The organism is Roseateles sp. P5_D6, assembly GCF_054049415.1.
On the sequence record NZ_JBFUMK010000005.1, the window covers coordinates 318,374 to 338,470 of the forward strand.

The following is a 20,097-nucleotide window of genomic DNA, read 5'->3' on the forward strand; positions in this document are numbered from 1 at the left end:
TTCGAGCCCGAACTGCGTAGTCCTAATGCCTGCTTATATGCGGACTTCACTGTCAATCTTTCGCATCACAGCGGGATCTGATTTCGGCATCCGATGGGGTGACCGGCAAGATTGATCTGAGGTCAGGAACAGTCGGGGCTCGAGCTTGTACTCGAGCGAGCTTCTATCCGTGCAGGGCGCCGACGTCCAACACCGCATGCTGCGAAAGCCGCCCCGCCTCCTTAGGCCACCGCGTATGGACGAGCGTCCCATCCAGCGCCACGCCTGTTCATCCCTCGGAGCACATGGACGTGAACACAGCCTGCGGCAGCCGTGCCGCTGCAGCTGAGCTGCGAAGAAGTCCACCGCGGCGCCGCCACATCTCCCCACAAGCACCAAGGCCTCGCGGGCTGCAACACAATCCACCCATCATGAAGATCAACCACACGATCCAAGCCCGCCTCGACACCTGAGCGCCCCTTCGACCGTGTTCGGAAGGCGCCAAGCCTTCCGGTCAATCCAAACCCCGGCAGGTTCGTCCCTCCGGGGTTTTGTTTTTCTGATCTGAGTTCAACCATGCGCACCCGCACCTTCGACAAGCTGATCGCCACGATTCCCGAGCGCCGGAGCGCGGCTGAGTCCTGCTCGTCGCTCGTGCGCTTCGGCGTCCTGCCTTTGCGCTAGCCCTGCCAGGTGGTTCCACCGGGGGCTGGCAACAGTCACCGCATCTGGAATCACCATGAACTCGAACAACTTCCGCAACCTGCGCAACATCGGCGTCATCGCCCACGTCGACGCCGGCAAGACCACGACCACCGAACGCATCCTGTTCTACACGGGCGAAAACCATCGCATCGGCGATGTCAACGACGGCAACACGACGATGGACTTCGACCCCCAGGAACGCGCACGCGGCATCACCATCCACAGCGCTGCTACCACCGTGCACTGGCACGGCACGCAGATCAACCTGATCGACACGCCCGGACACATCGACTTCAACATCGAGGTGCGCCGCTCCCTGCGCGTGCTGGACGGTGCCGTCGTCGTCTTCGACGGCGTGGCCGGCGTCGAACCCCAGACCGAGACCAACTGGCGCCTCGCGGACGAGTACCGCGTGCCGCGCCTGGCCTTCATCAACAAGCTGGACCGCATCGGCGCGGACTTCCTGCGCGTCGTCGCGTCCCTGCAGGAACGCCTGGGCGTGCGCGCACTGCCGCTGCAGCTGCCCATCGGCGCGGAAGTCGACTTCCGTGGCGTGGTGGATCTGCTGACGATGCAGGCCCTGGTCTGGGACCGCGACGACGCCTCGGCACCGCCGCGCGTCGAAGCCATCCCGCCGGAGCTGCAAAGCGCCGCCGAGGCCGCGCGTGCGCGCCTGCTGGAAGCCGCTGCCGAACAGGACGACGCGTTGCTGGATGCCTGGCTGCGCGGCGACGAGTTGCCTTTGGACGATGTGCGTGCGGCCCTGCGCCGCGGCACGATCGCGGGCGCTTTCGTACCCGTGCTGGCCGGCTCGGCCTTCCGCAACCGTGGTGTCGAGCCGCTGCTGGACGCCGTCGTCGCCTACCTGCCCAGCCCAGGCGAAGGGCCAGCCGCTGCGGCGGCCGAAGGCCCGCTGTCTGCCCTCGCCTTCAAGCTGACCGCCGACGACCACGGCGCCATGGTGTTCGTGCGCGTCTACAGCGGCAAGCTCAAGCGCGGCGATACGGTGTTCAACGCCAGCACCGGCAAGGCCGAGCGCGTGTCGCGCCTGTACGAGATCCATGCGGACCAGCGCGTCGAGCGCGACGAACTCGTCGCGGGCGATATCGCGGGCGTCGTCGGTCTGAAGGAGGTGCTGACCGGCCACACGCTGGCGTCTGCCAAGGACGCCGCCGTGCTGGAAAGCATCGCCGTGCCCGAGGCCGTCATCGACGTCGCCATTGAGCCACGCAAGCAGGCCGATGCCGCGGCCCTGTCCAAGGGCCTGGGCATGCTCGTCCGCGAAGACCCGTCACTGCGACTGCGCCAGGATCCGGATTCGGGCCAGACGCTGTTGTCCGGCATGGGTGAGCTGCAGCTCGAGGTGTCCATCGAGAAGCTGCGTGCGCGCTTTGGCGTCGAGGTGCAGGTCGGCCGACCCCAGGTCGCCTATCGCGAGACCATCGCGGGCACGGCCGAGGTGCGCCATCTGCACCGCAAGCAAAGCGGTGGCCCCGGCCAGTTCGCCGAGTTGACGCTGCGCGTGGCACCGCTGCCGCGCGGTACGGGCATCCGCTTCGAAAACACGGTGGTGGGCGGCGCGATCCCGCGTGAGTTCATCCCGGCGGTGGAGGCAGGCATCCGCCGCGCCGCGCAGGCTGGCCCGTTCGCGGGCTACCCGCTGGTGGACTTCGAGGCGGTGCTGCTGGACGGCAGCCACCACGTGCGCGACTCGTCGGCGCTGGCTTTCGAGCTGGCGGCGGCGGCGGCGCTGCGCGAGGCGGTGCTGAAGGCATCGCCCGTGGTGCTGGAGCCGGTGATGGCCGTCGAGGTCATCACGCCGGCCGACTATCTCGGCGACGTCATCGGCGACTTGCTGCGCCGGCGTGGCCATGTGCATGGCCAGGATGCACGTGGCAACGCCGTCGTGCTCAGCGCCGAGGTGCCGCTGGAGCAGATGTTCGGCTACATCGGGTATCTGCGCGCGATCAGCTCAGGTCGCGCGCAGTTCACGATGCAGTTGGGCCACTACGCCGAGGCGCCGAAGAGCGTCGCGGCCTTGGCCGCCTAAGCAGAGGGCGAGGCGTTGAAAGGCGCCTCGCCTTTTTTCTTCAGCGACGGCGCCGACGCACGATGCCTGCCATCAAGGCCAGCCCGGCCATCAGCATCCCCGCCTGCGCCGGCTCCGGCACCGCAGCGGCCGCCACCTCCGCCGACCAATAGCTCGGCAGATGCAGATACGGATTGCCGCTCGCCATCGTTCCATCGGTGACGTAGATGGCCCCCAGCCCATACTGCCTGGCCAGGCCCATCACCTGCTGCATCTGGGCCACCGTTGCCACGCTGTGGACGATGGCACCGGTCGACGCCGCATTCGTCAAGCCGCTCAGGAAGGAGCCGTTGATGAAGTCGCTGTACGAGCCTTCAAAACTCATCAGCGTGTTCGCCAGCGGCACATAACCCGCAGAGGGCGTCACGCCCGGGTTGCCGACGATCTCCCAGCCCGGATGCGCCGCGCGCAGACTGTTGCTGACGGTCTGATAGAACGGCAGCGCGCCCGGCTGCGTCGCCATCTCGTCGAGGAAGACACCGTCCACGCCATACCAGTTCGCATACTTCTGCGCATCCGCCAGCACCTCGTGCGTCGAGCGCGTCGGCGGCACTTCCGAGGTGCAGTGGTTGACGCCGTAGCAGGTGTAGACATAGCCGATCACCTTGCCACCCGCGGCGCGGAACTCGTTGACCGAGGCCACGTAGTCGCTGTTGGAGGCCAGGCCCGGCCCATTGCCCGGGTTCATGATGGCCGTGACCTGGGCGCCTTGGCTGGCGGCCCAGCTCAGCTGGTGCCACTCGTTCTGCGATGGCATCCATGACGGATAGAAGTACGCCGGCACGATGATCTCGATGGCCGACGCAAAGGGCGCCGCGCTTGCAAGGGCGAATGCGGCGATGAGGGTTTTCAAATGCTTCATATTCCTTCCTTTCCTCAGCAGCTGCCGCCGGTCTTCAGGCTGTTCAGGCACCAACGCTCCGAGCCAGAGAGGCTGTTGTTGCCCCAGTAGGTCGGCGTGTAGTTCCAGATCGGGCCGCCCCAGGGAAGGCTAGGGTTGTAGGTCATGCTGGTCGCGTAGACGTAGTTGGCCGCGCTGCCCTTGAGCGTCAGGCGCATCTCGGCCTGGGTGGCGGAGTGCACCAGCAGCCAGGTCTTCACGCCCAGCGATGCCGCCAGGCTCTGCACGCCGCCGTTGAGCCAGCTCGCCGCGGCCACGTAGTCGCTGTACTTGGCCTCGTAGATGACGATGTGCTCGCCATAGCTGGCCGCGTTGACGAAGCAGCTGCTGGCGCCCGGCCAGCCGGCATTCCACACCACCGTGCCGCTGGTGCCGGTGGCCGCCATCTTGGCGCGCACGGCGCTGAACTTGGGGCCGGTGCCGCTGCACTTCTGCGCGTCGGTCAGCGCCGCGTCGTCGAAGGCGGCCTCGTCGAAGAAGAAGCCATCCACGCCGCCCAGCGTCGTCTTGTAGGCGCTCAGGTTGGCGTTGATCGCGTTGTAGCGGGCCAGCTCGTCGGCGGTGTTGTAGTCGTAGCCGGTGGCCACATAGCCCAGCACCTTGCCGCCCTGGGCGCGGATGTTGGCGATGACCGCCTTCCAGTTGGTGACCTGGCTGGCGGAGAGTCCGGTGGCGCCGCTGTTGGGATTGATGACGACGTAGGCACCGCTGGGGATCTGGCCGCCATAGGTGCTGGCGGTCTCGCCCCAGTAGGCCACCATGCCGAAGCCGGTGGGGGCGGCAGTGGCCACGGCGGTGGTCAGGCTCAGCAGCAGGCCGGCGACGGCGGGCTTCAAGCGAAGTTCACGCATTATTTTCTCCTTGGGAAGGTGGGTCAACGGACGGTCAGCGTGGTCCCGGCGCGGAAGGCGCCGAGCGTCGCGTCCCAGGCCTGTGCCTTGGCGGCGTTGTCCGCGTTGGCGGGGCGCACGCTGTAGCGCACATCGCCGCTCAGCGAGCTGGCACCGTCGGGCAGCGCGAGCAGCACGTCGTAGGCGCCTGTCGGCGTGCCTGCGGGCACAGTGAAGCCGGCCGAGACGGTGCTGGTCGTGTTGGGCAGCCAGCCGCGCGGGTCGACCGCCGGCAGCACGATGCGCACAACGGCGCCCGTGGTCCGGTGCTTGAGCAGCAGTTGCACGGCACGCGGGTTGAAGGCGCGTGCCCAGCCGGTGTTGCGCACCGTCATGAGGAGGTCGCCCGACTGCCCGGCCGTCACCGCCGAGCTGTGCAGCAACGTGGCCAGCTCGAAGCGGTAGCCCATGCTGCGCTTGACCTCGGCCATGCATCCCTGCGCCTCCCACTTGGTGTGGAAGAGGTCGCGGTAGTAATCGTTGTTCAGATAGGTCAAGCCGAACTGCTTGCCCTCGTTCAGGATGTCGGTGCAGCTGGTGCGCGGCACCGCGCCTTCCTCATCTGCAGGGTTGCAGGTCTCCGCGCCGAAGGGGGCGACGCGTGACAGCGAGGCCGTGTAGTTACGCTCGTTCTGGCGCGTTGCGGCGTCCTCGCTGTAGGTGCCGACGTCGGTGGCCGAGGCCAGGAAGCAGTCGTTGTGCACGCCGATGCGCGAGGCCGCCGACCCGTCGCGCCAGCTCGGCACCTGCGAGGCCCACTGCATCAGATACGGCGGATAGCGCAGCTGCAGGAAGCGGTCGGCCGGCAGCGCATTCAGCAGCGCATCGCGGATCTGCGTGCGCGGGCTGGCCGCGGTGAGGTTGTTGGAAGAGGTGTGCCATTCGCCCCAGGCGCCAATGAAGCCGGCCTGCAGATAGGCGATGACGTCGGCATTGGCGGTTAGCACCGGTTTGAGCTGGTCGATGTGGCCGAGCACGCGCGCCAGCGGCGCGTCCTTCACGTTCTGGTACTCGGTCTCGTTCTCCGGGTAGTTGTAGAGGAAGCGCGGCACGAGCTTCAGGCCAGCACTGCGAGCGATGGCGAAACGGGCCGAGAGCTGCGTAAGCAGGCTGGCGGGCAGCGTGGTGTTGGCATAGGCGTCCAGGCGCACGGCGGCGTAGACGACCCGATAGCCGGCCTGGAACTGCGAGTCGGCGTCGGCCTGCGTCCACAGCAGCAGGTTGTCGGCGGCCCAGGTGTACATGCCGCGCTCGGGGTTGGCGATCTCGGCGGTGCTGACAGTGAAGCTGGTCTCGACCGGTGCGGGCGCAGGCGTCGGTGCTGGCGTGGGAGCGGGCGTTGGTGCCGGTGTCGGTGCGGGCGTGGGTGCGGGGGTCGGCGCCGGTGTGGGCGCAGGCGTGGGTGCCGGCGTAGGCGCTGCGAGCCGCCACGCCTGGTTCGCATCGCCACTCTTGCAGGTCGCGACCGAGAAACCAACCTGGGCCAGTTGAGTCGGCGCGGTCAGGCACAGGTTGTTGGCCGCGAGCTTGAGCTGGGCGGTCGAGCCGCCCGCCAGCGCCACCACCGAGAAGCGCTGGCCCGTCTGGCTGGGCTGGCAGGTGTTCAGCTCCACGAACGAGCCGGAGCTGATGCCGGTGGCGGAGACGCACAGATTGGCCTGCGCGTTCTTGAGGGTGTAGATGCTGCTGCCCGTGCTGACCGGCGTGAGGCTGAAGTCCTGCGCTGCGCTGGCATTGCAGGTCGCCAGGCGGATGTCCCAGGTGTCGACCTTGGTTTCCAGGCAGGCGCCCAGGGGGTTGGACACCAGGGGCGCTGCGGTCGCGGCAACAGGCCAGGCGGCGATCAGGGCGAGCGGGAAGGCGAGCTTCAGCCCGGCGCGAGAGCGGGGCAAGGGGCAGGGACGCATGGAGTGCATCGGGTTCTCCTCATGAACGACTGAGCGCTGAACGGGAGGGGCCGGGCCACGTCAGCGCGAGCGCGGCCAGGGCACCGGCGCGACCGGTGCCAAATAGCGATGGAGAGAAGGCGTGCTGGGCGGCTACTCGATGCGAGCGTCGCCCCAGGTCACGACGAGGGGGCCTGCGGTGTCGGCCCCATGCTGGCGCGCGATCAGCTCGATCAGCTTCACGCCGCGCAGGTCGGCGCGGAGTTCGCGCGCCGGTTGGTTGAACTTGATGGGCGCAGTCGCCGCGAGGCGGCGGCCATCGCCCCAGACCTCGAAGCTGACCGCGGCGGTCTTGCCGCGTGTCGAGTCGTCCACGCCGACGCGCGCGACAAAGCGCTGCGAGCCGATGGGCACCTGCACCTGCAGCCGCGAATCGGCCAGCACGCCGACGCCATGGCGGAAGGCCTGGCGCTGCACGCTGAGTGCCTGGTCATAAGGCGTCGAGTCGGCACGCGGCGCGCCCCAGCCGGCGTAGGCCGGGCGGGTGCCGCCGTTGTCGGTGGTGGACCAGGACGCCAGCGCACGGTAGCCGATGGGATCCTGCTCCAGCGCACGGATGCCGTCGCGCGCCACGTAGACGTTGCCAGGTCGCTCCGACACGTAATAGCCGCGCGGCAGCTGGTGCTTGCCTGTCGCGGTGAACAGCAGCGCCTCGCGCGGCTTCAGCTCGAACTCGCGCTTGTCCGTGAACGTGCCCGCTTCGGCGCGAGCCCAGGCGTCGCGCAGCGCGACGGGTGCTGTCGCGTCCATCTTCAGGTGTTCGGCGGTCAGCGTGAACTTAGCGGCAGCACCCGTGCGGTTGAACAGCAGCACGGCCTTGCGTCCATCGGCCAAGCTCTTGACGAGGATCTGCCGGTCACTGTCGGCATAGGCGAGCACGCCCTGATGGCCGGCTGGGTCCTGGTTGATGGCGACGACCTCGGGTGCCTTCAGCACGTCGATGAGGGCGGGCGAGGCTTTCGACAGGTCGGTGCCGATCATCAGCGGCGCGGCAGCGATGGCCCACAAGCCCATGTGGGTACGGGCTTCGAGCAGGTGATTGCCGTCGAAGTCGCCGTTGCCGATCTCCAGCATGTCGGGGTCATTCCAGCGGCCCGGGCCGGCGTAGAACTCGCGCGTTGCCACGGTGTCGAAGTTGTGCACCATCTGCGAGAAGCTGGGCGCGATGTCGCGGCTCGTGCGCCACATCGTGCCCACCTCGGCGCCCCAGCTGCGGACGTTGGCGGCGCCCCAGAGGCAGACCGACAGCACGTAGTCGCCACGCGGCCGCACGCTGCGCAACGCCTGCGTGACGCGGCCGTAGAGGGCGCGGGCGCCGTCCATGTCGGACTGGTTGGCATTGCCCTCGACGACCGTCGGTCCGAACTCGCGGAAGCGGCCCGACATGACCGGGGGGCGGTCCTTGCCGTACGACGACAGGCCGCAGCCGTCCACCTTGATGAAGTCGAAGTTCCAGTCGCCGAAGTAGAGCGCGATGTCGCGCTCGACGTTGTTCATCAGCCCCACCTCCCGCTCAACCTGGCTGCCTTCGGGCAGGTTGGGGCTGTCGGTGTTGTAGGCCTGCGAGCAGGCGTTGCGGCCGATGTCGGAGTACAGGCCGGCCTTCAGCCCCATCGCGTGGATCTTGTCGGTGAACGGGCGCAGCGACGTGCCGGCCGCGCCGCCGGTGCCCGCGCTCGGGAACAGATTCGTGCGCACCTGCATGCGGCCGTCGCTCGCGCGGCGCTGCCGCCACCAGCCGTCGTCGATGTTGATGTTGCTGTAACCCGCCGCGGCCAGCCCGGTGTCGACGATGACCTGGGCCGAGTCGAGCACCCTCTGCTCCGTGAGGTCCATGTGGAAGGCATTCCAGCTCGACCAGCCCATCGGTGGCGTCGGCGCGCTGCCGACGCCCTGATGGGCCCAGCGGCCGGTGGGGGCCAGGGGTTGCTGCTGCGCATGGGCGGTGGCAAGGAGCAGGGTCAGGGCGAGGGTGATCGGGGCGAGGCGATGCTTCATACGGTGCGGGTCATCAGGCGGCCGAAGGCGGCGGGAAGGTGGAAGTCGGGCTCGGGCGTGCGCGTCGGGCTCCAGCTGGAGTAGACACGACCCCTACCCTGGCCTTCGACGCGGAACAGATTGAGCCGCCAGCCGTCGTCGGCGCCGCCTGCACTCTGCATTGGCACGCCCAGCTCGGCCGTCCACACCTTGTGCTTGGCGTCGATGTGCGCCTTGGCGCGGCTCTCGCCGACGATGCGCTTCTTGCCCGAGGCCTCGACGGCGATCTCCAGCAGCAGGCCGTTGGGTGACACCTCGACCTCGCGATAGCTCTTCAGCCCTGCGCGGTCCGGCGCCTGCAGGAAGACTTCGACGACGTCACGCTCCCACAGCGGCCAGATGTCCGTCGCCGAGCCCGGGCGGTCGAAGGTGCTCAGCGCCTCGAACTTGCAGATGAAGCGCAGATAGAGCTGGCTTGGCGCCCGCAGCATTTGCACGCGGGTGGACTGCGGGCCGGCGAGCGCCTTGCCCTGCCAGTCGTGGCGGAAGAAGGTGGCCGGCGCATCGGCCCATTGCGAGGCGAGCGGGAAGCCGTCGGCGCCGATTTGCGTGACCATGCCGGCAAAGGCGACGGGCAGCGTGTCGGGCACTTCAGGCCGCGCTTCGATCAGCAGGCTGTGCGTGAAGCTCACGGGCAGCGTGGGTCTGTCGGCGGCGACTTTGCCCAGCTCTTTGCCTGTCACCGCGTCGCGCAGCGTCCAGCGGCCAGTACTCAGGCCGCGCAGGGTCACCGGGCCGTCCCAGCGCTCCGCATAGAACGCATAGTGCAGCGCCCCGCCCTGCTCGATGACATGCGTCTCGGGCTTGTCGAAACCCAGGTCATACAGCTCGCCGCGATAGCGGCCTTCGGCCAGGCGCTGGCGGTTGTACAGGTTCACCCACTGGCGCCAGCGCGGCTCGCGCTCGGGCGTCAGCAGGAAGGAGTCCTTGGGCTTGGGGTCCACCGGCCACGTGAACTTACTGGCCACGACGGCGCCGATGCCCACGCTGGACGCGAAGTCCTGCCCGCCGCTACTCAGCTCCACGTGGTCGCCCGCGTAGGCGGCCCAGGGGCCCATCAGCGCCTTCAGCGTCTTGCCCTTGTGGCGCACTTGCCAACTCGACAGCGGGTCGGACGCCGGCGCCTGGTCCATGAAGGGCATGTTGTGGAAGGCATAGCCGGTGCCGCAGGGGCAGACCTCCACCACCGCTTCCGGGTTGGCCGCGTGGGCCGAGTCGTGCATGACCTTGTAGAAGTCGGCGAGCTTTTCCACCGCGTCTTCCGGCCGCACATGCTTGTGCGCGGGGTTGAAGCAAGGCGCCACGCCGTTGAGGTGTTGACCGTCGACCTTGAGGCCATCGAAACCCCAGTCGCCGATGATCTTCTTCACCGTGGCGGCCAGGCGGGCCTGCGTCTTCTCGTAGGCCGGGCAGAGGTAGAAGCTGTTCCACCACGTCACGTTCTGCACCGCGCCGTCCTTGTCCAGCAGCAGCAGGTCGGTGTGGTCGTGCAGCTCGTCGCTGCCGGGCGCCACGGCCAGCGGCGCAATCCACAGGCGCGCCTTCATGCCGCGGGCGTGGATGTCGGCGACGAGCGCCTTCATGTCGGCCTCGCCCTTGGGGAACTTGGCGAGGTCGGGTGTCCAGTCGCCGGTCTTGACCTGCCAGCCGTCGTCCAGCACCGCCCACCTGAAGCCCAGCTCCTGCACCTTGGGCAACGTGGCGCGCACATAGTCGAGCGAGAAGTCGCGCTCATAGCCCCAGGCGCACCACTGCGGCTCGTAGGCGCTCGATGGCGGCTCGGGGGCCACCAGGCCTTGCGCGGCCATGAGACGGCGGTAGCGGTCCAGCGGCACGAAGAAGTCGCCGCGGTGCACGGCGATGAAGCTGGGCGGCGTGGTGAGCGTGGCGCCGGGCGCCAACGTCTGCGGTGCGTCGCCGCGCAGAGAAATGTCGACCTGGTCGCCGCTGGCCTTCACGGGCAGCGCGACGAGCTGCGGGTGAAGGGCCAGATGGCCGACGGCCAGGCCGACATCCCGCCGCCAGACATCGACGACCGGCGTGCCACCGCCGTAGTCCGACGCATTCATGCCCATGAAGTTGCGCTGCTCGAAGCCGCGCTTGACAGGCTGCACCCAGTCGCGGCGGTCGGCGTGGCTGGCGCCGGAGTAGGTCCAGTACCCACCCGCATGGCGCGGCGCGGCGGCCAGGCGGTGAGCCGCGTTGACCCAGGCGTCGACGGCAACGGGCTTGTCGCCGGTGTTCGTGTAGTCGACGTCCAGCAGCGCGACGCCGGGATGCTCGTCTAGAAGCGTCACGGTGACGCGCTTCTCGATGCCCTCCACCGAGCGGCCGACGAGGCGTAGCGTCTGGCCGGCGCCGAAGGGCGTGGTGGACTTGGCCGGCTCAGCCTTCTGCAGCGCGAAGCGGCTCAGCGCCCTGCCCTTCACGACGAGATGCTCACTCGCGTCGAAGCCGGTCAGCACGGCGGGCTGCTTGCCCAGCAAGCTGACCACGCGACAGCGCATCTGATCGTCGAACTGCAGCGACAACGCAGCGCCCTGCACGCGCACATGACCCTTGCCCTCAGCCTGAGCGAGCGGCAACTGTGTGGCCAGCGGCGCGGCGCCCAGCCATTGCAGGAAGGCCCGGCGTGCCGTCATCGCTTGCCGCCCCAGGCGCCGGGGAATGTCCGCTCGGCGTTCAGGTGGTAAAGCTTGTCGACGACCTCACGCGGCAGCGCCAGCCCCTTCACCGGCTTGTCGAGGTCAGCCACCTTGAAGCTATCCGCCGTGTTGAAGTAGCGCCAGTGCATGCGCCACACGCCCTCGGCTTCCTTGGCCAAGGCGGCACCGTCCTGATCGGGCGCCTGCGACATGTCGCTGCCGTACATGACGCGGTCCTGGTATTTGATGAAGAAGCGGCGCACCCGCTCGCGGTCCTTCTGGCTCTGGTATTGCAGCTGGCCGATGCGCGCGGCGACGTCCACCACGGCATTGGGGAACCGGTCGAGGAAGGCGGCCAGCTCGTCCACGTTGCGCTCCAGCGAGGCCAGGTGCACGCCGACGAAACGCAGGCCCGGATGCGCGGCCACCATGCGGTCGCGCGCGGCCATCTGGGCTTCCCAGCTGGGCATCTCGGGGTGCAGGGCCATGTGGTACTGCGGGTGCGCCTTGAAGTACTCGCGGTCATTGTTGACCGTCATCTGCTCGAGCGGCAGCCAGCAGTTGTGCGGCTCGCCCTGGTGGCCCAGCAGCGGGATGCCCTGTTTGGCGAAGTCGTCGAACAGCGGCGCGAAGCGGGCGTCGTCGATCATCACCAGCTTGCCGTCGACACCCCGCAGGCCCATGCCGATGTTCTTCCACACCTTCACACCGACGGCGCCGGCCTTCATGGCCGCCGCGATGCGCTGGCGCGTGGCGGGCAGCCAGGCTGGCTGATCCGAGCCGTCCACCGAGAAGCTGGCCGCCCAGGCCACGTCCTGGGGGAACTGCTTCTGCAACTCGATCGCCACGCGCTGCTGATCGCCCAGCGGCGGGAAGTCGGGATAGTCGACGTTGATCGTCAGCACCTTGAAGTTCTGGCGCTTCGCCGCCGCCATGAAGGCCGGCGCGGGGTTGTGCAGATGCATGTGCACGTCGACCTTCGCAACCCGGCCGTAGTCGGCCATGGTGTAGCTCGGTGCGTCCTTCGCTATCGCGGGGAAAAAGGCCGCCCCGGCAAGCAGGGCGGCAACACGGAGGAGAACTCTCATCAGAACTTCAGGCTTGCACCCAAGGTGAACGAACGGCCATAACGGTAGTAGCCCTGGGGCAGCTTCACGCTCTCGTTGCCCAGCGTGTATTCCTGCGTCGCGTCGGTCAGGTTGTTGCCTTCGATGCTCAGGCGCAGCCACTTGTTGACCTCGTAGGCGACCTGGGCCGTCGCCCAGGTCACGGCCTTGGCGCGCTCGTTGAAGCCGGCGCCCAGCACGTTGGTGGCGGTGACGAAGGCGTCGGTGTGGTCGGCCGTGGCGCTCATGCTCCACGGGCCCTTCTCGTACAGCAGGCCGAGCGACGACGTGGCCGGCGCGATGCCTTCCAGCGCACGCTCCTCGCCGCCCACCCAGCTGCGCGACTTGTTGCGCGTGTACTGCGCTCGCACGCCGAAGCCGTTGTCGAACAGGTGTTGCAGGCCGATCTCGAAGCCGCGCGCGGTGGCCTTGTCGCCATTGATGGGGCGGCTGACATTGAACAGCCGGCCGCCCGGCGCGCCGATGTTCTGCCCCGTCAGGTACTCGCTGGTGATCTGGTTCTTGATGTTCTTCTGGTAGACGGCGAAGTTCAGGGCCGAGTCCTTGGCGTAGTACCACTCCAGCGACACATCGGCCTGGCGGGCGCTGTAGGGTTTGAGGTTGGCGTTGCCGCCGAACACCTGCGTGAAGTCGCCCCAGGAGATGCTCTGCGTCGTGCTCGTCGGCGCCAGCTTGTCCACCGACGGGCGGGCCATGGTCTTGGCCGCGCCCAGGCGCAGTTGCAGATCGTTGGTGATCAGCCAGGTGAAGTTGACCGACGGCAGCGCGAAGTTGTAGCTCGACTCCTGCTGCAGAACGGAAGGTGGCGCGTAGACGGCCGTGTAGTTGAACGCACCGTTCTCGATGATGTCGACAATCTTGGCGTCCCAGGCCTGGGAGGTGGTCTTGGTCTTCACGAAGCGCACGCCGACGTCGGCGTTCCAGCCGTCGCCCGACAGGTCTGCCTGCATGAAGGCCGTCGTCGTCTTCTCCGTCACGCGGTAGCTCTCCAGCGGGTTCCAGGCCGGTGCTGCCTTGCTGAAGTCGTAGGTGCCGCCGCCCGGGCGGGGCTTGCCGTCGTAGGCCTGCAGCGCCTGCAGGTAGTTGTTGATGTCGAAGCCCAGGAAACTGCGCGGGAAGTTGCCGCTGACGCCGTCCATGAAGCCGGACGGGCTCAACGTCTGGTTGATGACATTGCCGCCCAGCGCGCCGACGTTGATGGCGTTGGCGCCCGAGTAGTGGCCGTCGCCCGCGTTGAAGGCGTTGTTGATGAGGTCGCGCGACTTCTTGCGGTTGGTCTGGCTGAGGCCGAATTTCAGCTGGTCGATGTAGAAGCGGTCCAGCTTCCACTCGAGATTGCCGGTGGCGCCATCGATCTTGTCATCGATGTTGTCGCCGGCCAGGCTGAAGTAGTGGGTGTTGAAGTCACTGGCCTTGAACAGGCCTTGCGCCAGGCCGGTCTGCAGATCGCGGCCGTCGGTGAAAGTGGTCTTCACATCGGGCACAGCCGCGCCCGTCAGCTGGATGCGCGTGACATTGGGCTGGTTCATGCGCAGCACGACATAACTGTCGTTGCCGCCGGAGTGGCGCTTGGAGGTGGACTTGTAGATGTCACCCGTCGCTTTCAGCGTGGGCGAGATCTTCCATTCCGCGTTGGCACCGTACATCGCGGTGTCCACCACGCGGTACTCGGTCTTGTTCAACAGCTCGGGGTTGAGCGCCATCTCCGGGTCGGGGTTGGCCAGCGTGAAGTCGGTCACCACGCCGTTGGTGATCTTCATGTTGGACCAGCGGCCCGGCGCGTACAGCGGATAGAAGGACAGCTGGTAGCCGACCTGCGGCGAGTCCAGCCGCGTCTTGAAGCCGTCGACGACGACCTTCACGTCGCTGCTGGGCCGCCACTCGACCTTACCGGAGAGCGCCATGCGCTCCTTCTTCTCCATGATGGTGCCGAAGCGGAACTGGCCCGGACCGATCAGGCCTTCCTCGTCGGGGTCCAGCTGCCCGTTGCCGTTAGGGTCGATGGCGCCACCCCAGGTGTTGCCCCAGGGCCAGAAAAGCTCCGGCTTGTTCGGCGCCGGGTTGCGCGACCAGCCGCCATCATTGCCGGCCGTGTCGGTGCGCACATCGCGCTTCGCATACACCACACCGAGCAACACGCCCACCTGGTCGCCGAAGGTGTTGCTGTAGGTGCCCGACAGCTTGGTGCCGTTCAGGCTGCTCATCTGGTTGCGGTCGGCCTCCACGCGCAGCAGGCCGCGCTGGCCCTTCTGGTCGAAGGGGCTGGCCGAGCGCAGATTCACCAGGCCGCCAATGGCACCTTCGACGAGGGAAGCCTGCGCGGACTTGACGACGTCGGCGCCGCTGATGACGTCGGCCGGCAGCACGTCGTAGGCGAAGTAGCGGCCGGCGCTGTCGGTGCCGAGCAGGCGGCTGTTGAAAGTCGTGATCGTGTACTCGGGGCCCAGGCCGCGGATGCTGACTTTCTGGCCTTCACCGCCCGCGGTGCGCGAAATGGACACGCCGGTGATGTGGCTCAGCGAGTCGGCCACGTTGTTGTCGGGGAAGCGGCCCAGCTCGGTCGCGCTGATGCTGTCTTGCACGCCGGCGGCGTTGCGCTTGAGCGCAAGGGACTTCTGCAGGCTGGCGCGGGTGCCGGTCACTTCCACGCGGTCCAGCGTGTTGTCGGTCTCGGCCTTGGCGGCCTCCTGGGCCCAGGCCGGGGCGACAGCACCGAAGGCGGTGAAGGCCACCAGGCCGGCCAACGTCAGCGGGTGCAGCGCGAAACAACGGGGTTGCAGGCGAGGACTCATCGAACAGTTCCTTTGATCTTGTGTGTCGAAGCTGCCGTCAGGGCAGCGCGATGTCATCTGCTTTGGATGCCGGGGCAGCTCTCCCCCGGTGCGGTGTGCCGGCTCCTCGGATGCCCCTCGAACCGGCTTGACGCAAGTCTACGAATTCTTTCGTTTGATTTCGTATAGAGTTTTCACCGATGCCGAATGCTTTCGATGAATCATGCCACGAAAGGCTTCCACCTCGCTGACATAGAGGGAGAGGTGCGAGCTATATAGGGATTCGCTCCTCGCCTCCGGAATTTGGCATACGAAGGCGTTTTCGTCGTTGTGTTTTCGTTTTCGTTCGTTTATGCTTTCGCTCGAAAGTTCCAAACGGGACTTCCAGATCCACGAAAGACTTCCGATGCAGAGCAACTGGCTCACGTACGCACTGATCTCGACCCTGCTCTGGGGCGTCTGGGGCGCCTTCACCGGACTGCCGGCCGAGCATGGTTTCCCGGACACCTTGATCTATGCCGTGTGGGCACTGACCATGATCCCGCCGGCGGTCATCGTGCTGGCCCGCACGGGCTGGCGCATCGACCGTGACCGCCGTTCCGTCGTGCTCGGCCTGGCCGTCGGGCTGCTGGGTGCCGGTGGCCAGATGCTGCTGTTCCGCGCGGTGCAGTCGGGCCCGGCCTACCTGATCTTCCCGATCGTGTCGCTGTCGCCGGCGATCACCATCGCGCTGTCCTTTGGCCTGCTGGGCGAGCGCACCGGCAAGCTGGGCGTGGCCGGCATCGTGCTGGCGCTGTGCTCCCTGCCTTTGTTCGACCTGCAGCTCGGCCAGGGCGGCCAAGCAGGCCCTGAAATAGGCCTGTGGTTCGTGCTGGCCCTGGCCGTGCTCGTCGCCTGGGGCCTGCAGGCCTACTTCATCAAGCTGGCCAACGCCGGCACCAGTGCCGAAAGCATCTTCTTCTACATGGCCGTCGGCGCCCTGGCCTGCGTGCCGGTGTCGCTGTGGATGACCGACTTCTCCCAGCCCATCAGCTGGGGCTGGCAGGGCCCGGGCCTTGCCGCCGTCATCCAGGTGCTGAACGCCGTCGGCGCGCTGACGCTGGTCTACGCCTTCCGCTACGGCAAGGCCATGGTCGTGTCGCCGCTGGTCAACGCCGGCGCGCCGCTGCTGACCGCCGTGCTCTCGATGGCCCTCAGCGGCGCCTCGCCCAGCGGCGCCAAGTTGCTCGGCGTCGCGCTGGCCCTGCTGGCTGCGCTGCTGCTGGCGCTGCAACCCGAAACGCCCTCCTCTTCTTCCTCTTCCCAACCCGTTCAAGGAGACGCCGCATGAAGCTCATGCTCGACCTCGTGCGCCGCCACAAGCAGGCAGCCAACGGTGATGTCGCCATTGGCATTCCCTCGGTCTGTTCCGCGCACCCCGTCGTCATCGCCGCCACGCTGCGCGAATGCGCCGCCCAGGGCCGGCCGGCCCTCATCGAGGCCACGTCCAACCAGGTCAACCAGGATGGCGGCTACACCGGCATGACGCCGCCGGACTTCCGCCGCTATGTGCAGGGCCTGGCCGAGGCCGAGGGCCTGGCGCCCGAGCTGCTGCTGCTGGGCGGCGATCACCTCGGCCCCAACGCCTGGCGCAAGCTGCCGGCCAGCGCGGCCATGGCCAAGGCCGAGATCATGGTGGCGCAGTATGTGAGTGCGGGCTTTCGCAAGATTCACCTGGATTGCTCGATGTCCTGCGCCGGCGACCCGGTGCCGCTGCCCGAGCCCGAGATCGCCGCCCGTGCCGTTCGCCTGTGCCGCGCAGCCGAGCAGGCGTGGCGCGACGCGCCCGACCGTGGCGACCCGCCGGTCTACGTCATCGGCACCGAAGTGCCCGTGCCCGGCGGCGCGCATGAAGACCTGGGCGAGCTGGCGGTGACGTCGCCCGAGGCCGCCGCGTCCACGCTGGAACTGCACCGCGACGCCTTCGCCCGCGCGGGGCTGGACCTGGCCTGGGAGCGTGTCGTCGCCATGGTCGTGCAGCCCGGCGTGGAGTTCGACCACCACAAGGTCATCGACTACCGGCCCGAGAAGGCGCAGGCCTTGAGCGCCTTCATCGCGAGCCAGCCCAGCATGGTTTTCGAAGCCCATTCGACCGACTACCAGACCCCTGAGCACCTGGCCCAACTGGCCCGGGACCACTTCGCCATCCTGAAGGTCGGCCCCGGCGTGACCTTCGCGCTGCGCGAGACGCTGTGGGCGCTGGCCGCGGTCGAGCGCGAATGGGTCGGCAAGGGCGAAGGCCTGGTCGACACCGTGCTGGGCGTCATGCGCGCCGAGCCCGAGCATTGGCGCGGTTACTACCAAGACCCGACGCGGCTGAATGTCGACCTGGCCTACAGCTTGAGCGACCGCATCCGCTACTACTGGGCCCACCCCGCCGTGCGCGAGGCCTGCCGGACCATGCTGGCCCGCCTGGACGCCGCGCCGCCGCCGCTGACGCTGCTGAGCCAGTACCTGCCGCGCCAGTACGAGGCGGTGCGCGACGGCCGCATCACCACCGGCACCGATTCCCTGCTGCGCGACGGCACTGTCCAAGCCCTGCGCCCCTATCTGCACGCCTGCGCTGCCTGACATGGAGCCCCTCGTCCAAGGCAAACCTTGGCCGGTCTTGCAGACCGCGCTGCGGCTCGTGCCGCAGCCCTTCGGCAGGCACATCACGCCCACTGGGCGCGATGTGTCCGGCCTCAGCCCCCGAGGGGACGGCGATGCCCGCGGCATCGAGCCGCGAGCACATCGCCCCACGCGGGCCGGCTCGGGAGCGGCCCAGCGCTCGGCCCGCAAATGAATACGAACCAGATCACCGACATGACCCTCCTGCATCTCGACCCCACCGACCTCGACCACCGCGGCGCCGCGCACACGGCCCGTGAGATCGCGCACCAGCCCGCCGTCTGGCAAACCGTCTACGCCCAACTGCAAGCCGAGCGCCCCGCCCTCGACGCCTTCCTGGCGCCCCTGCTCGCCCTGCCCCAGCTGCGCATCGTGCTGACCGGCGCCGGCAGCTCGTCCTTCATCGGCCAGTGCATCGCACCGGCCCTGTTGCGCCACCTCGGCCAGCGCCCCGGCATCCGCGTCGAAGCCGTGGCGACGACCGACATCGTCTCCAGCCCCGAGCAATGCCTGCAGCCCGAGGTGCCGACGCTGCTGGTGTCCTTCGCCCGCTCCGGCAACAGCCCCGAGAGCCTCGCCGCCGTCGACTTGGCCGACCGCTTCGTCAAGACCTGCCACCACCTCGTCATCACCTGCGCCGCCGACGGCACGCTGAACCGCCGCATGGCCGGCCAGACCCATGCCCAAGTGCTGCTACTGCCCGACGAGACCAATGACCGCGCCTTTGCGATGACGTCCAGCTTCAGCGGCATGCTGTTGGCCGCGGCCTGGGCTTTCGACTTGCCGCTCGCACCGGTGGCCGACCTGGCCCGCGCCGCGCAGACCTTGGCCGAGGGCGAAACCGACCGTCTCTACGCACTGGCCGAACAGTCCTTCGAGCGCATCGTCTTCCTCGGCAGCAACACGCTGCTGGGGCTGGCCCGCGAGGCCGCGCTGAAGATGCTGGAGCTGACCGACGGCAAGCTCGTGGCCATGGCTGACTCGACACTGGGCTTTCGCCACGGCCCCAAGACCATCCTGAACGACAAGACGCTGGTCGTCATCATCCTGTCCAACGACCCCTACACGCGCCAGTACGACCTCGACCTGCTGCGCGAGCTGCGCCAGCAAGGCCCGGCCCGCGTGCTGGCGCTGCGGACGTCTGCGCTGAACGGTGCCGAAACTCCGCATGCCGACGACGTCCACCTCGCCCTGCCTGCGTCCGCCCCCGACCTGGCGCTGGCACCCGTGGCCCTGGTGTTCGCGCAATGCCTGGCCCTGCTCGCCTCGCTGCAGCTCGGCATCACGCCCGACAACCCCAGCGCCTCGGGCACCGTGACCCGCGTCGTCAGCGGTGTCACCATCCATCCCGTGAACCAGCAGCAGCAGTAACGATGACTTCCATGTTCCTCGGCATCGACGGTGGCGGCACCAAGACCGCCTTCGTCCTCGTGGACGAGATCGGCCGCCTGCTCGCGCGCCACGAGTCGACGACGAGCTACTACATCGAGATCGGCTTTGATGCGCTGCGCGCCCTGTTGCGGGACGGCGTGCAGGCCGCGCTGCGCCAGGCCGGCGTGACGGCCAGCGACATCAGCTACACCTTTGCCGGGCTGCCCGCGCATGGCGAGGACAGTGAGCTGCTCGGCACCTTCGACGCACTGCTCACCGGCGTGGTGCCACACAGCCGCGTCGGCAACGACATGATCTGCAGCTGGGCCGGGTCGCTCGCGGGCGCGGACGGCATCAGCCTCGTCGCCGGCACCGGCTCCATCGCCTATGGCGAATGGATGGGCCGCGGCGCGCGCTGCGGCGGCTGGGGCGAAGTCTTTGGCGACGAAGGCTCGGCCCACTGGCTGGCGCGCGAGACCCTGGCCCTGTTTTCGCGCATGGCCGACTGCCGCGCCGAGCCCGGCCCGCTGCTCGGCCTGGTGCGCGAGCACTTTGAGCTCAAGCATGACCTCGACCTCTGCGGCGAGATCAACGGCAGCGCCGCGCGCAGCGAGCTGGCCCAGGTCGCCCGCCTCGCCACGGCCGCCGCCAATGCCGGCGACGTGCAGGCCCGCCAGTTGCTGGTGCGCGCCGGCGACGAACTGGCGGCCTTGGCCGCCGGCGTGGCGCGCAACCTCGGCATTGCCGGGATTTGCGGCATCCAAGCCGTGCCCGTGTCCTATTCCGGCGGCGTGTTCGCTGCTGGAGAGTTGGTGCTGGGGCCGCTGCAGGCAGCACTCTCACGCCGCCTGCCGGGCTCGGTGCTGAAGACGCCGCGCTTCGGGCCCGAACTGGGCGCCGCGCTGTACGCGGCTCGCCTGGCCGGCCGGCCATTGACTCCCGAGGCGCTGGCGCGGCTGGAAGCCTGAGCCGTCGATATCATTCGAA

Annotated in this window: 12 protein-coding genes; 5 read left to right on the forward strand and 7 right to left on the reverse strand. The window is 68.1% G+C overall.

Going from position 1 to position 20,097, the window contains the following annotated elements; all coding sequences use genetic code 11:
* Positions 1 to 718: 718 nt before the first annotated feature.
* Positions 719 to 2,734 (forward strand): elongation factor G, encoded by a 2,016-nt coding sequence (fusA, locus tag ACXJKM_RS09185; RefSeq protein WP_457351823.1) that lies wholly within the window; start codon positions 719 to 721, stop codon positions 2,732 to 2,734.
* 40 nt (positions 2,735 to 2,774) lie between these two features.
* Here fusA and ACXJKM_RS09190 read toward each other — a convergent pair whose 3' ends face one another.
* The 7 genes from ACXJKM_RS09190 to ACXJKM_RS09220 form a co-directional block, all read right to left on the reverse strand.
* On the reverse strand, positions 2,775 to 3,635 hold the full coding sequence (locus ACXJKM_RS09190; protein ID WP_457351824.1) for a spherulation-specific family 4 protein: 861 nt from the start codon (positions 3,633 to 3,635) through the stop codon (positions 2,775 to 2,777).
* A gap of 14 nt (positions 3,636 to 3,649) precedes the next feature.
* Complete coding sequence (locus ACXJKM_RS09195) at positions 3,650 to 4,525, reverse strand: spherulation-specific family 4 protein (protein ID WP_457351826.1); 876 nt, start codon at positions 4,523 to 4,525, stop codon at positions 3,650 to 3,652.
* A gap of 23 nt (positions 4,526 to 4,548) precedes the next feature.
* Positions 4,549 to 6,480 (reverse strand): DUF4832 domain-containing protein, encoded by a 1,932-nt coding sequence (locus ACXJKM_RS09200; protein WP_457351828.1) that lies wholly within the window; start codon positions 6,478 to 6,480, stop codon positions 4,549 to 4,551.
* Between the two features lie 123 nt (positions 6,481 to 6,603).
* Positions 6,604 to 8,508: an NPCBM/NEW2 domain-containing protein gene (locus ACXJKM_RS09205; RefSeq protein WP_457351830.1), complete on the reverse strand. Its 1,905-nt coding sequence runs from the start codon at positions 8,506 to 8,508 to the stop codon at positions 6,604 to 6,606.
* A complete protein-coding gene (locus ACXJKM_RS09210; protein ID WP_457351832.1) occupies positions 8,505 to 11,189 on the reverse strand; it encodes an alpha-galactosidase in 2,685 nt (894 codons plus the stop codon). The genes ACXJKM_RS09205 and ACXJKM_RS09210 overlap by 4 nt, the downstream gene beginning before the upstream one ends.
* Positions 11,186 to 12,280 carry an amidohydrolase family protein gene (locus ACXJKM_RS09215; RefSeq protein ID WP_457351834.1) on the reverse strand — a complete coding sequence of 365 codons (1,095 nt, stop codon included), beginning with the start codon at positions 12,278 to 12,280 and terminating at the stop codon, positions 11,186 to 11,188. Before ACXJKM_RS09215 ends, ACXJKM_RS09210 begins: the two co-directional genes overlap by 4 nt.
* Entirely contained in the window at positions 12,280 to 15,111 is a 2,832-nt protein-coding gene (locus ACXJKM_RS09220) for a TonB-dependent receptor (RefSeq protein ID WP_457351836.1), read from the reverse strand. The genes ACXJKM_RS09215 and ACXJKM_RS09220 overlap by 1 nt, the downstream gene beginning before the upstream one ends.
* Before the next feature lie 385 nt (positions 15,112 to 15,496).
* Between ACXJKM_RS09220 and ACXJKM_RS09225 the strand changes: the two genes are divergently transcribed.
* From ACXJKM_RS09225 to ACXJKM_RS09240, 4 genes are all read left to right on the forward strand, one after another.
* The gene (locus tag ACXJKM_RS09225; protein ID WP_457351837.1) at positions 15,497 to 16,420 is read left to right on the forward strand and encodes an EamA family transporter; all 924 of its coding nucleotides are present in this window, start codon (positions 15,497 to 15,499) and stop codon (positions 16,418 to 16,420) included.
* On the forward strand, positions 16,417 to 17,700 hold the full coding sequence (locus ACXJKM_RS09230) for a D-tagatose-bisphosphate aldolase, class II, non-catalytic subunit (protein ID WP_457351839.1): 1,284 nt from the start codon (positions 16,417 to 16,419) through the stop codon (positions 17,698 to 17,700). Before ACXJKM_RS09225 ends, ACXJKM_RS09230 begins: the two co-directional genes overlap by 4 nt.
* 234 nt (positions 17,701 to 17,934) lie before the next feature.
* Entirely contained in the window at positions 17,935 to 19,110 is a 1,176-nt protein-coding gene (locus tag ACXJKM_RS09235; RefSeq protein ID WP_457351841.1) for an SIS domain-containing protein, read from the forward strand.
* A 2-nt stretch (positions 19,111 to 19,112) separates the two neighbouring features.
* A complete protein-coding gene (locus tag ACXJKM_RS09240; RefSeq protein ID WP_457351842.1) occupies positions 19,113 to 20,078 on the forward strand; it encodes an N-acetylglucosamine kinase in 966 nt (321 codons plus the stop codon).
* Positions 20,079 to 20,097 lie beyond the last annotated feature (19 nt).

Coding starts and splice junctions, on each gene's coding strand:
- ACXJKM_RS09205 (WP_457351830.1), bottom strand. CDS start 8,508: ATGAAGCATCGCCTCGCCCCGATCACCCTCGCCCTGACCCTGCTCCTT.
- ACXJKM_RS09235 (WP_457351841.1), top strand. CDS start 17,935: ATGACCCTCCTGCATCTCGACCCCACCGACCTCGACCACCGCGGCGCC.
- ACXJKM_RS09190 (WP_457351824.1), bottom strand. CDS start 3,635: ATGAAGCATTTGAAAACCCTCATCGCCGCATTCGCCCTTGCAAGCGCG.
- ACXJKM_RS09220 (WP_457351836.1), bottom strand. CDS start 15,111: ATGAGTCCTCGCCTGCAACCCCGTTGTTTCGCGCTGCACCCGCTGACG.
- ACXJKM_RS09210 (WP_457351832.1), bottom strand. CDS start 11,189: ATGACGGCACGCCGGGCCTTCCTGCAATGGCTGGGCGCCGCGCCGCTG.
- ACXJKM_RS09195 (WP_457351826.1), bottom strand. CDS start 4,525: ATGCGTGAACTTCGCTTGAAGCCCGCCGTCGCCGGCCTGCTGCTGAGC.
- ACXJKM_RS09230 (WP_457351839.1), top strand. CDS start 16,417: ATGAAGCTCATGCTCGACCTCGTGCGCCGCCACAAGCAGGCAGCCAAC.
- ACXJKM_RS09240 (WP_457351842.1), top strand. CDS start 19,113: ATGACTTCCATGTTCCTCGGCATCGACGGTGGCGGCACCAAGACCGCC.
- ACXJKM_RS09225 (WP_457351837.1), top strand. CDS start 15,497: ATGCAGAGCAACTGGCTCACGTACGCACTGATCTCGACCCTGCTCTGG.
- ACXJKM_RS09215 (WP_457351834.1), bottom strand. CDS start 12,280: ATGAGAGTTCTCCTCCGTGTTGCCGCCCTGCTTGCCGGGGCGGCCTTT.
- fusA (WP_457351823.1), top strand. CDS start 719: ATGAACTCGAACAACTTCCGCAACCTGCGCAACATCGGCGTCATCGCC.
- ACXJKM_RS09200 (WP_457351828.1), bottom strand. CDS start 6,480: ATGCACTCCATGCGTCCCTGCCCCTTGCCCCGCTCTCGCGCCGGGCTG.